This is a genomic window from Flavobacterium sp. PLA-1-15 (assembly GCF_049060005.1).
Taxonomy (GTDB): Bacteria; Bacteroidota; Bacteroidia; order Flavobacteriales; family Flavobacteriaceae; genus Flavobacterium.
In genome coordinates, this window is the sequence record NZ_JBMGQS010000005.1 from 1 (window position 1) to 12,953 (window position 12,953).

General features: G+C 42.2%; 10 protein-coding genes. 4 read left to right on the forward strand and 6 right to left on the reverse strand.

What is annotated here, in order from left to right; all coding sequences use genetic code 11:
* Both ACI6PS_RS05125 and ACI6PS_RS05130 read left to right on the forward strand, forming a co-directional pair.
* Positions 1-189: T9SS type A sorting domain-containing protein (locus ACI6PS_RS05125; RefSeq protein WP_421011481.1), on the forward strand; the 189-nt coding region annotated here is incomplete at its 5' end.
* 456 nt (positions 190-645) lie between these two features.
* Positions 646-1,656, forward strand: a complete 1,011-nt coding sequence (locus ACI6PS_RS05130; RefSeq protein WP_421011482.1) for a hypothetical protein — start codon at positions 646-648, stop codon at positions 1,654-1,656.
* A 262-nt stretch (positions 1,657-1,918) separates the two neighbouring features.
* On the opposite strand, the gene ACI6PS_RS05135 is transcribed toward ACI6PS_RS05130, so the two are convergent.
* From ACI6PS_RS05135 to ACI6PS_RS05150, 4 genes are all read right to left on the reverse strand, one after another.
* Positions 1,919-3,346: a TolC family protein gene (locus ACI6PS_RS05135; RefSeq protein ID WP_421011483.1), complete on the reverse strand. Its 1,428-nt coding sequence runs from the start codon at positions 3,344-3,346 to the stop codon at positions 1,919-1,921.
* Positions 3,339-6,533: an efflux RND transporter permease subunit gene (locus tag ACI6PS_RS05140; RefSeq protein WP_421011484.1), complete on the reverse strand. Its 3,195-nt coding sequence runs from the start codon at positions 6,531-6,533 to the stop codon at positions 3,339-3,341. The genes ACI6PS_RS05135 and ACI6PS_RS05140 overlap by 8 nt, the downstream gene beginning before the upstream one ends.
* Positions 6,534-6,559: 26 nt before the next feature.
* Positions 6,560-7,642 (reverse strand): efflux RND transporter periplasmic adaptor subunit, encoded by a 1,083-nt coding sequence (locus ACI6PS_RS05145; protein ID WP_421011485.1) that lies wholly within the window; start codon positions 7,640-7,642, stop codon positions 6,560-6,562.
* Between the two features lie 157 nt (positions 7,643-7,799).
* Positions 7,800-8,219, reverse strand: a complete 420-nt coding sequence (locus ACI6PS_RS05150) for a hypothetical protein (protein ID WP_421011486.1) — start codon at positions 8,217-8,219, stop codon at positions 7,800-7,802.
* Positions 8,220-8,548: 329 nt separating this feature from the next.
* Between ACI6PS_RS05150 and ACI6PS_RS05155 the strand changes: the two genes are divergently transcribed.
* Positions 8,549-8,926 (forward strand): hypothetical protein, encoded by a 378-nt coding sequence (locus ACI6PS_RS05155; RefSeq protein ID WP_421011487.1) that lies wholly within the window; start codon positions 8,549-8,551, stop codon positions 8,924-8,926.
* A 104-nt stretch (positions 8,927-9,030) separates the two neighbouring features.
* Here ACI6PS_RS05155 and carB read toward each other — a convergent pair whose 3' ends face one another.
* On the reverse strand, positions 9,031-11,886 hold the full coding sequence (carB, locus tag ACI6PS_RS05160; protein ID WP_421011488.1) for a carbamoyl-phosphate synthase large subunit: 2,856 nt from the start codon (positions 11,884-11,886) through the stop codon (positions 9,031-9,033).
* A 153-nt stretch (positions 11,887-12,039) separates the two neighbouring features.
* Positions 12,040-12,201, reverse strand: a complete 162-nt coding sequence (rpmH, locus tag ACI6PS_RS05165) for a 50S ribosomal protein L34 (RefSeq protein ID WP_022828464.1) — start codon at positions 12,199-12,201, stop codon at positions 12,040-12,042.
* Between the two features lie 170 nt (positions 12,202-12,371).
* On the opposite strand from rpmH, the gene ACI6PS_RS05170 reads away from it, so the two are divergent.
* Positions 12,372-12,887 carry a DUF2892 domain-containing protein gene (locus ACI6PS_RS05170; protein WP_421011489.1) on the forward strand — a complete coding sequence of 172 codons (516 nt, stop codon included), beginning with the start codon at positions 12,372-12,374 and terminating at the stop codon, positions 12,885-12,887.
* Positions 12,888-12,953: the final 66 nt, after the last annotated feature.

A 12,953-nucleotide genomic window follows, 5' to 3' on the forward strand; every position in this document is an offset into this window, starting at 1 on the left:
AACAACATCCCCTCAACAGATACTGCCGTATCCGGCGAATTGGTAGACATGAACGGACAAACCAGAACAACCGTTCAAATCAACAACAACCAAGCAACCTTTTCAGTAGCAGGACTGCCAATGGGAGTTTACATCCTAAACATCAACGTAAACGGCCAAGTCGAAGGACATCAAATAGCCGTAGAATAACACAAAGCGTTAATTACAATACATTACAAAAAGGGTTTGGCAGTTGCTGCCAAACCCTTTTTTCAATTAAAAATAAAAGTAAATACGTTGCGACACAAAGTGAATGTTCCGCAAGACAAAGTGAGTGCTCCGCGGCACAAAGTAAATGCTCCGCGACACAAAGTGAATGCTCCGCGGTAAAAGGTGAATGCTCCGCGGTACAAAGTGAATGCTCCGCGGCACAAAGAGAACGCTTCCGGATAGACAGGACAAGGCCTCACAAGGTTTTCAAAAGATAAATTTCTTTAAAAAGACACAAATCCCAAAAGCAGGTCCCAAAATTATCCCAAGGACAATAGTGTGACATGCCTTGATAGTAAAGGAATATGCTTCTTTTATGCAGTACTTTAGAGCGGTAATTCTATTCACCCCCCTTGTTTGAAATAGAATCAATCCAACTAATTTACAGCACCAATTATGAAAACAGCGCTTACTAGTAACGCAACTAGTCCCTCTAACCAATTGAAGAAAAACAATAAGCTTCCTTTTAATTGCTTTGCCATTGCGGCCTTCTTACTCCTTACGTTCTCTTCCTGCAACGATGATGACCCACACCACGACCCAGTTTCTGTGGAATGCAAAACCCGACCCGACCGGATTTTCTTTGGTGGGGACCTAAGCGATATGGTCTATAACGAGCAAGACCAACTGATTAAAATCACCACTTCTGACTTTAACATCGCCGCTCCTACTGCTCCGCCTGTGGTTTCGGTGTACACCATCGACTATAATGCGCAGGGAAAGGCCAATAAAGTGTCTAAAACAATAGACAATCAGTTGGAAACGTACTATGAGGTGGAGTATAATTCGAGAGGTAAAGTAGCCAAACAGTCGGAGTTTAATGCTCAAGGGGTGTTGGTGGCGACTACTACTGCGCACTATGATGGGGGCGGTGTCTTGACCGGCATTACTACTTTCAAGGAAGGTGCTTCGGTAGAAGTGAAAAGTACGTACGAGTATGTGAATGGGAATCTAGTAAAGAAATCGGTCCAAAACCTTTACGACCTCGACTCACAGGAGTATTATACAGCCGATTATACCTATAGCTACTTTGATACCGAAAACAAGGTCGAGCCTTATTTTGAAGGGCCACTGGGATTGCTCTTTATCTCGAATTTGTCGCATCAGGAATCGGTACAGTATCTTCCTAAAAGGCCTATCTACCAATTATTCTTTGCCAAGGAAACACCTTCTGAAACAAAGATGCTGAAGAACATTGAAATTATAGCACACCGCTATTCTACGAGCGACACCACGCATATTGACTATTCGTATGAGTATGATGTGGATGGATTTCCACGTTTTCAGAGTGGCCACTATAAAAATGTTACCCGCCGTTATGTGCCGGGACCCTTTGGAGGTACTGCCCTGCTTGTTAGTCCTATGAATAATTCATTGGAAAGTACGGTGAACTTTTCGTGTAATTAGGAAAATGGTTGTAAAAGCCCGATAACATATCCTGAATTGCTTGCGCAGTTTGCAAACCGCATCCTCAAACAAAATCAAAAACTACCGTTTGTGAATCTTTTTAGTCTCCATTCCTAAAGCTTCGAGAGTGCTCGGGTGACAATACCGAGATGGAAAAAATTAAGGAAGTTGATACTAAGATTGCTTCGTGCCTCGCAATGACAGATGATACAAAAAATCCCTTCCATACGAAAGGGATTTTCTATATAAACCAGTAACAATATTACTTCCAACCACCGCCCAAGGCATGATAGATGTTCACCATTGCGTTCATCTGTTGCAGTTTGGTTTCAATCAAATCAAACTTGGATTCGAGTGCATCACGTTGCGTCAGCAGTACTTCCATATAATCGGCTCGTGCCGAAAGGAACAAGTCGTTTGAAATGGCAATTGAGGTATTTAAGGCTTGTACTTGTTGTGCTTTCAAATCATACGTCTTGTTCATGTTCTCTATTTTAGCCAATTGGTTGGCTACTTCTATATAGGCATTCAGTATCGTCTTTTCATAATTGTAAACCGCCTGTATCTGTTTGGCATTCGCCGAATAATAACTCGCCTTGATGGCATTTCGGTTGATCAAAGGTGCTACCAAATCGCCTGTCAGCGAATACAGCAACGACTCCGGAGTCTTGAACAGGTATTTTGCATCGAATGCATTCAAGCCAATACCCGCTGAAATCCCTACCGAAGGAAAGAAGCGCGCCTTGGCAACTTTTATATCTAATTTGGCTGCAGCAAGATCCATTTCTGCTTGTTTTACATCGGGACGGTTCTCCAACAACTGTGATGGAATACCGGCACTGATGGCGTTAGGAACCAAATCAGTAAAGTTATCGGTACTTCTTTTTACCGGTTGCGGAAATCTTCCAACCAGAAAGTTTATCCTGTTTTCGGTTTCCACAATCCTTTGCTGGATGCCAAACTCCAAGCTCTTGGTATTGAATACCTGTGCTTCAAAACGTTTTACGGCGAGTTCGGTTACCCTTGTGGCTTCCTTCTGGAATTTTACAATCTTCAGGGCGTTGTTCTGCAAGCCGATGTTTTGCTGCACGATGGCCAGCTGGCTGTCGAGCGCCAAGAGTTCGTAGTAAGAATTGGCAATCTCGGCAATAAGATTTGTGACCATAAAGTTCTTGCCCTCTACAGTAGCCAAGTATTTGCTTACAGACGCTTTCTTGGCATTGTGGAGTTTGTTCCAAATGTCGAGCTCCCAAGTAGCATAAGCTTTTACGCCATAATCCTGAAGCGGTTCGGGTGTTTCTATGCCGGGCTTGATTTCAGTATTGGCATCGTTGGCACCTTGGCTGGTGTAGCGTCCTACCTTTTCTACTCCTGCTCCACCTTTAAGTCCTACAAAAGGAAGGTATTCTCCCTTTCTCGCCCTGATTTCGTTCTTGGCCACATCAATTTCCTGCATCGTAATATTAAGCTCCTGATTGTTGGACAAGGCCGTGTTGATGAGCGAATCAAGATAGACATCCTTGAAATACTCCTTCCACTTGAGGGTGGCGGTATTCAAGGTGTCCTTTGAGCTGTTGTAGCTCAAAGGTACTTCCTTCTTTTCTGTTTTCTGAACCAGCTCGGGTGTCTTGCATCCCGTAAAGTTCAGGGCAAGGCCCAATGCGATTATATATTTAAACGTGTTATTCATGTTCCTCCGTGTTTTCGAAATTATCTATTTGATGTATGAATCCTTCTGATAAAGAACCCTCTTCCTCTCCCTTGATGAGCTTGCGTCCATCGGCCAACGAGCCAAAAATAAAGTACAATCCTGGCACGATGACTACCCCAAAGATGGTTCCGAAAAGCATACCACCAAGTGCAGATGCTCCGATGGTCTGGTTACCAATGGCTCCTGCTCCTGAAGCAATAATCAACGGAATCAATCCGGCGATAAAGGCGAAGGACGTCATCAGGATCGGACGGAAACGTACCTTTGCGCCTTCGATGGCGGCTTCAAGAATTGTCATTCCCTGCTGTCGCTTGAGAACGGCAAACTCCACAATCAGTACGGCGTTCTTACCCAGCAACCCGACGAGCATGATGAGTCCGATCTGTGCATAGATATCATTTTGAAGTCCCATCATCTGCAATACTGCAAACGATCCGAAGACCCCGACCGGCAACGAGAACACTACGGCCAACGGAATGATAAAGCTCTCATACTGGGCGGCCAATACAAAATAGACAAACACTAATACAACCAAGAAGATGTAAAGCGACTCGTTTCCTCGGCCTGCTTCGTCATACGAAAGACCTTCCCAAGCAATGTCATAACCTTTTGGAAGCGACTCACTCGCAACTTCTTTAATGGCGGCAATCGCATCGGCAGTGGTGTAGCCTTTTGCAGGAGCACCTTGGATGGCGGCGGAATTATACATGTTATAGCGTGTCACCTCATTCGGCCCCTGTGTTTTCTTCAAGGTCATAAAAGCGGAGTATGGCACCATTTCGCCCTGGTCATTCTTCACGTAAAGGTTCAAGATGTCCGAAGGCAATCTCCTGAATTTAGGATCGGATTGCACATATACCTTAAAGAAACGTCCGAACTTGATGAAGCCCTGCTCGTAGGTACTTCCGATCAGGATGTTAAGGTTTTCCATCGCAGTACCGATAGAAACGCCTTTCTGCATCGCCAATTCGTTGTTGATTTCCAATTCGTATTGCGGATAATCGGCTGCAAAGAAGGTAAACAAGCCTGAAAGCTCCTTGCGTTTGCCCAAATCGGCCATGAATTGCTTGTTGATCTTATCGAAATCCTGATAATCGGTTTCGGTATTCTTGTCCAACAGACGCATCGAAAAACCTCCCGAAGAACCAAATCCTGGGATTGCCGGCGGTTCAAAGAACTCCACCACGGCTCCAAGTCCTTGTGATTTCTCTTCAAGTTCCTCCATGATTTCCTTAACGGTATGCTTTCTGTCCGACCATTTTTTCAGGTTGATCAGACACGTTCCTGCATTGGAACCACGCCCTTCGGTCATGATTTCATAACCTGCCAAAGACGAAACCGATTCTACCCCATCAATCTTCTCGCATATCTTCTGCAATTTCTGTGATACCTGGTTGGTGCGTTCCAAAGTAGCTCCCGGCGGTGTCTGAATGATGGCATAAATGGTTCCTTGGTCTTCACTCGGGATAAATCCGGAAGGCAGGATTTGGTTCTCAAAGAAAATACCCGCGCAGAACGCCAAGAGTATTCCGAAAGTAAGCCATCTTCTGTTGACAATTTTCTTTAGAAGGATGACGTATTTTCCTGTCAGCCTATCAAACATTCGGTTGAAGGCGTCCAGGCTTTTGGTCAATATATTGCCTTTCTTTTGTTTTCCGTGGTTGTTTTTCAACAGCATCGCACATAGAACCGGCGTAAGCGTCAAGGCGATGATGGCTGAAATGACAATCGAACTCGCCATGGTGATGGAGAATTGTCGGTAGAATGTTCCCACAGGTCCCGACATGAACGAGATTGGAAGGAATACCGAAACCATAACTGCCGTGATGGCGATGATCGCTCCACTGATTTCACCCAATACCTTCTTTACCGCATTATAGGGCGAGATGTGCGGAAACTCCTCGAACTTGGCATGGACGGCCTCGACGACGACTATGGCATCATCGACGACAATACCGATGGCCAATACGAGGGCAAAGAGCGTCACCAGGTTGATGGAAAGTCCGAAAAACTGGATGACGAAAAACGCCCCAATAAGCGAGACGGGAACCGCCAAGATCGGAATCAGCGTTGAACGCCAATCACCCAAGAAGATGAACACTACGAGTGCCACCAAGATAAAGGCATCGCGCAACGTCTCCAAAACCTGATCGATAGAAGCATCCAAGAATTGCGACACGTCATAACTGATCTTATAGTCCATTCCTGGAGGGAACGTTTCCTTCATGTCTTCCAATTTGGCCTTTACTTCCTCGATTACATCACTGGCATTACTACCGTAATTCTGTTTTAAAACGATGGCGGCAGATGGATGTCCGTCAAGGTTGGAATAGATATCAAAAAACTCACTTCCTAATTCTACTTTTCCGATGTCCTTCAAATGGATGGTTTGTCCTTTTGAGTTGGCACGGATGATGACATTGTTGTATTCTTCAGGCTTATTGAAACGTCCCTTGTACGTCAGCACATATTCCAACGACTGGGCGGCAATACCAGAGCTTTGTCCGATCCTACCCGGACGACCGATGATGCTTTGTTCGCCCAAGGCTTTCATCACCTCTTCTACCGAAACATTATAGGCACGCATCCTGTCTGGATTCAACCAAACACGCATGGCATACGTACGGCTTCCTAAAATCTGCGTCCTTGCCACACCCTTGATACGGCTGATTTCGGGAATCAGCTTCACACTTGCATAGTTGTAGAGGAATTTCTCGTCCATGCTCTTGTCCTTGGCGTAAAGGTTGACGTACATCAACATACTCGGCTGGATTGGAGTGATCACCACTCCTTCACGCTGTACCAATTCTGGCAAAAGCGGCATTACCTGATCGACCCTCGTCTTGACCCGGATAACTGCTTCGTTGGGATCAGTTCCGGGTTCAAAGATGATACGGAGCGTTGCCTCACCCGCACTCGTGGCATCGGTGGCAATGTAACGCATCCCTTCTACCCCGTTGATGGAGTTTTCAAGGGTAATCAATGTAGATTTTACCAAAACATCGGCACTTGCACCCGGATAGGCGATAAAGATGTTTACCGTTGTAGGTGCAATAGGCGGGAACTGCGAAATAGGAAGCTGCTTGATGGCCAAGGAGCCAACAAAGACGATGATGATCGAGATCACGATCGCAAAAACGGGTCTGTGTATAAACTTGCTAAACATGTTTTTCTTTTTTTAAGGAAATGCGATTACTCGGCATACAGTTCCAAGTTAGACAACACCGTTTGCGGCGCTACAAGCTTATACTTCACTTTTTCGTTTTCCTTTACAAGGCGCAGTCCTTCCAGAAGGATCTTGTCGTTTTCGGAAATACCTGATTTGATGGCAAACAAGTGCGGCATTTCGGCTTCAATTACCACTTCTCTTGAATGGATCACATTGTCCTTATCGACCACAAAAACATATTTCTTATCCAGTACCTCAAAAGTAGCCTTCTGAGGAATCAGCAAGGTATTTTTCAACGGAACCGTCACGTGAACATTTCCTGTTTCGCCATGACGCAACAATCCCTTCGGATTAGGGAACGTAGCCCTGAACTGGATGTTACCGTTTTCGTTATTGAAATCGGCCTCGATGGTTTCTACAATTCCAGAATGGTCAAAGTATTGGTTGTTGGCCATCAGAAGTTTTACAACAGGTTTTGAATCGTCTTTCTGGTTCTGTCTGAAATCCAGGTATTCCGATTCGGTTACATTATAATACACCCACATCTTGCTGTTGTCGGAAAGGTTGGTCAGCAGGTCGCCTTCTTCCACGAGGCTACCCAAACGTACATTGAAGCGGTCGACAATTCCGTCAAACGGTGCTCGAACCTGCGTAAATTCAAGATGCACCTGTGCCAACGAAAGTTCGGCATTTGCCTTGTCCAGCTTGGCTTTGGCCATAGCCAATTCGTTTGGCGCCACCACATCATTGTCGGCCAAACGCTTGGTATTTTTATATTCAATGGCAGCAAAACCAGCTTCGGCTTTGGCCTTTTGCATTTCAGCTTCGTAGATCTTCGGCATAATTTGAAACAGAATCTGTCCTTGCTTTACAAATTGCCCCTCATCAACATAGATCTTTTGCAGATAACCACGCTCCAAAGCCCTGATTTCGATATGGCGGCTGGCCTGGATCTGCGATACATAATCCTTGGTCACAACGGTGTCCTTTTTTACAGGATTGGTCACTAAGAATTCCTCTTCTTTTTCCTTTTCTTTATGTTCTGTTTTGCAGCTTGCATTCAAAAGCAAGGCACAAAGGCTCATCAGCATGAGTACTTTTTTCATATTCTAAAATTTAAACGGTATGTGTTTTTGGAGTTTTGAAAAGTGTACGAGAAAATCATACACGATAAATCCGCTTGACGCAATGCAAACCGATTTAGGGCAACGAAAAATAACCGAACAGAGGTTCAGTATCTTACATTACATTAAGAAAAAGGTATCAAATCCTGAAGGTACAGAATAGAATCTGAATAGTGTTTGAAGGGAAATAAACAAAATAATTCCTTGGTTGGAATTGCTTTATGGAACTGTCGTCAGAACCGACAAATTGCTTTAAAAAATGGGGATTTGCAAGTACAAAAGCGCCATTGGTTGGCTTTTTAACCGATGTCGGCACCTCTTCTTCGGCTTTTTCATTATCCGTAGTAAAGATGTTTTTCGATTCCTGCTCTAAAGTGATGTGTACGGAAGTAAAAATAAAATCCTGCGGTATCAGTAAAGCATGCGGTGCATCGTTGTTGATTACCTCTGGTGTAACAGTTTCGGTTGTTTCGATAGTTTCAAAATCATTGACTGTGCTGGCCGATAGCTTCACACATCCCAACAACAAGAAAACGAAAAAGGAGAGCAACTGTTTCATTAATGATTTATTCTTCCGCGAACAAAATTAAGGCATTTACTATTTACTTTAACATACCTGGTGATTTAATAATATGTTAAATTACAGAAAACGTAATAGTGGAAATGCATTTCGACACAAGCATTTTGACCGATTTACTTATGAAATTAAACAGCGAAGCAGTTTGGGCAACCCAAGAATTGCTTGTGAGTAAATTTTGCGGTTTTAGTCATCGCAAGTGAATCAGAGGTCATCGCAACTGGATCAAAGGTCACCGCAACTGAAAAAGAGGCTCTTTTAAAAATTATGGTATAGATTTGCAGTTATAATAAATTATAAATATTTTCAAAATGAACTTCTCTGTAAACAAGAATGTATTAAGGCTTGGGGCAAAAAAAATTGAATTTCCATTCAAAATATCTCATACTGAAAAATTTGGGGAAGTGATCTTGGTAATTACCGATTATCATGAATCAAATATCAATGAAAATGTTTGGGGAGTAAATAGAAATGGAGAAATTATTTGGCAAATTCCAAAAGTTGACCAAGTTGAGTTTGAAGGAAAGCAATATCTTGGGATTAATGACCCGTATACTGAAGTCTATAAAGTTGATGAAAAAACAGCAAGGCTTTTCAATTGGGAAGGTGGGTATTTTGAAATTGACCCTTTAACAGGCAAATTCACAAAAAACATATTAGAGTTTAGGAATAAGAAAAGACCTTGGTAACAAAAACAAAATCTTTTTCTAATAGTGAATGGATATTGTAAACAAAAAATCCCTTTCAATTGAAAGGGATTTTTGTTTATGAAAAGACAAATGATTATTTGTCGCTACTTGCTCAAATACATTTTTCTTCTGGAATACAACTCATAAAACTGGTCGTCTTTCAAGTCGTCGATGAACAAGATGCTTTCTCCCGTTGATTTCATCTCTGGTCCTAATGCTTTATTCACTCCTGCAAATTTACTGAAAGAGAAAACCGGCTGCTTGATGGCATATCCTTTCAATTGCGGGTTGAATTTGAAATCGGTTACCTTGTTTTCACCCAACATTACTTTTGTAGCGTAGTTTACATAAGGTTCTCCATAAGCTTTCGCGATAAACGGAACCGTTCTCGATGCCCTTGGATTTGCTTCGATGATGTACACCGTATCGTCCTTTATTGCAAACTGGATGTTGATCAATCCTACAGTTTGTAAGGCTCTCGCAATTTTCACCGTATGGTCCTTGATCTGCTGCATCACAAACTCTCCCAAATTAAAAGGAGGCAATGTTGCATTACTGTCGCCCGAGTGTACACCACAAGGTTCGATGTGCTCCATGATCCCGATGATGTATACGTTTCCATCAGCGTCGCAAATTGCATCTGCCTCGGCTTCAATCGCACCATCCAAATAATGATCCAGCAATAATTTATTTCCTGGAATCGATTTCAATAAATCAATTACGTGTTCTTCTAATTCCTGTTTGTTGATGACAATCTTCATCCCTTGTCCTCCCAATACATATGAAGGGCGAACCAATAAAGGAAAATCTAGCGTATCGGCCAATTTCGAAGCTTCGTCAGCACTTTCGGCAATTCCGAATTTCGGAAAAGGAATGTTCAGTTCGGTCAGCAATTCAGAGAAACGTCCCCTGTCTTCGGCCAAATCCAAAGCATCAAAGCTTGTTCCCAGGATCTTGATACCGTATTTTGAAAGCTTTTCAGCCAATTTCAAAGCGGTCTGTCCACCCAACTGCACGATTACACCTTCCGGCTTTTCGTGACGGATTATGTCGTAGATGTGCTCCCAGAAAACAGGTTCGAAGTATAGTTTATCCGCCGTATCAAAGTCGGTAGAAACCGTTTCTGGATTACAGTTGATCATGATGGTTTCGTAACCGCATTCTTTTGCCGCCAAAACCCCATGCACACAAGAATAATCAAACTCTATTCCCTGTCCGATCCTGTTTGGTCCGGAACCTAGAACGACTACCTTCTTTTTATCGGTTACAATACTTTCGTTAGCAACATATTTCTTACCATCGGCTGTTTCAATTTCAGCTTCAAACGTAGAATAATAGTAAGGCGTCTGTGCTTTAAATTCTGCCGCACAAGTATCCACCAGTTTATAAACACGCTTGATGTCCATCTCCTCACGCAACTTATATACCTGGCTTTCAAGACAGCCCAACATGTGTGCGATTTGTCTATCGCCGTATCCTTTTTGCTTTGCCTCAAGCACTAATTCTTTTGGCAAAGTATCTATCTTATAATTGGAAATTTCTTTCTCCAGCAGGAACAATTCCTCGTATTGTTTCAGGAACCACATATCAATCTTCGTGATTTCGTGGATCCTGCTCAATGGAATTCCCATTTGAATCGCATCATAGATCACAAAAACACGGTCCCAACTTGCATACGTCAGTTTCTCGATGATCTGTTCGTAGTTCTTGTATCCTTTTCCGTCAGCTCCAAGTCCGTTTCTTTTGATTTCCAAAGATTGGGTCGCTTTATGTAAAGCTTCTTGGAACGATCTTCCGATTCCCATAACCTCTCCAACGGATTTCATTTGAAGTCCAAGGGTTCTGTCGGCTCCTTCGAATTTATCGAAATTCCAACGCGGGATTTTCACGATAACGTAATCCAAGGTTGGCTCGAAAAGTGCTGAAGTTGATTTAGTAATTTGATTTTGAAGTTCATCCAAGTTGTATCCCAAAGCAAGTTTCGAAGCAATTTTTGCAATCGGATAACCTGTAGCCTTAGATGCCAAAGCTGATGAACGAGAAACACGTGGGTTGATTTCGATCGCAACGATGTCTTCTTTTTCATCTGGCGAAACGGCAAACTGCACGTTACATCCTCCTGCAAAATTCCCGATGCTTCTCATCATCAGGATTGCCATGTCACGCATCTTTTGGAACGTGGTATCCGATAAAGTCATTGCCGGAGCCACCGTGATGGAATCTCCTGTGTGGATTCCCATCGGATCCATATTTTCAATCGAACAGATGATGACAACATTATCGTTCTTGTCTCTCAAAAGTTCCAATTCATATTCTTTCCATCCCAACAAAGCCTTATCAATCAAGACTTCATGGATCGGTGACATTTCTAAACCATAAGTAAGCTTTTCGTCGAATTCTTCTTTAGAATGAACGAAAGCCGCTCCAGTTCCACCCAAGGTAAACGAAGGACGGATTACCAATGGAAAACCAAATTCCTGTGCGATTTCTTTCCCTTTAAGGAAAGAAGTAGCCGTTTTTGCAGGTGCAGTCGGCACGTTGATTCTTTCCAACAATTGCTTGAATTGCTCCCTGTCTTCGGTAATATTGATGGCATTGATGTCAACACCGATCAGCTTTACGCCAAAATCTTCCCAGATTCCTTTTTCATCTGCTTCCAAGCATAAATTCAATGCAGTCTGACCTCCCATTGTAGGCAAGACGGCATCAATCTGCGGATGCTCTTTTAGGATTTCGATGATGGATTTTGTGGTCAATGGTTTCAGATAAACGTGATCTGCCATTGAAGGATCGGTCATGATTGTTGCCGGATTCGAGTTGATCAAAATTACTTCGATCCCTTCTTCCCTAATTGAACGAGCAGATTGGGAACCTGCATAATCAAATTCGCAGGCCTGACCAATAACAATTGGACCTGATCCTATAATTAAAACCGATTTGATGGAGTTGTCTTTTGGCATTGTGTAGTTGTTGTGTAGTTAGGTATTTTATAAATCAAAAGATTTTCAGCTAGTTGAGGACTTAAAATCTCGGGGGTATTAAACTTTAACGAAAAGGTATAAAAAAAGGCGGTACTAAAATAAGTAACGCCTTTATTTATTTTTCAATAAACATTATTTTTTGTGTCTTGGCTCGCAAGAAACAGTCAATTTATGTCTTCCTTTAGCTCTTCTACGCGCTAGAACTTTTCTTCCGTTCGCAGATTCCATTCTGTCCATAAATCCGTGTTTATTTCTTCTTTTTCTTTTCGATGGTTGAAATGTTCTTTTGCTCATTGCTTTGTATCTTTAAAATCGTGATTTAATTTCTATAATTTCGTGATAGAGATATCATTCCCTAAAAACCGAGTGCAAATATACAAAGGTTTTTTTTTCTGACAAGTAGTTTTATAAAAATATTTTTAATTGATTTTACTACCTTTGCAAACTCATATAAAAAACGCATTATGTTTCACAAAAATATCAAACTTATTTTAGCCGGACTTATTATCGCTACTGGTATTTGGCAATTTACAGAAAGTAATATCGGTAATGGAATTTTCCTTTTATTATTATCGCTAATTTTTATTTTTCTTTACTTTAAAAATGAGTTTATCCTTTTGGCATTCCTTAAATTGAGAAAACAGGATTTCCCTGGCGCTCAAAAATGGCTGGCTTACATCAAAAACCCTGAAGCTTCATTGGTAAGAAAACAACAAGGATACTTCCAATACCTTCACGGATTGATGTTGTCACAAACGAATATCACACAAGCTGAAAAACACTTCAAAAAAGCATTGGAACTTGGTTTGTCAATGGATACGGATATTGCCATAGCAAAATTAAACCTAGCGGGTGTAGCGATGACCAGAAGAAGAAAATTGGAAGCGACGAATCTTTTGAACGAAGCTAAGAAATTGGACAAACAAGGTTTGTTGAAAGACCAGATCAAGATGATGAAGGAACAGATGAAGAAAATCTAATGTTCAGTCGCAGTTTACAGATATAAAAAAAGCTTTCAGTTTCCTGAAAGCTTTTTTGTTACCACT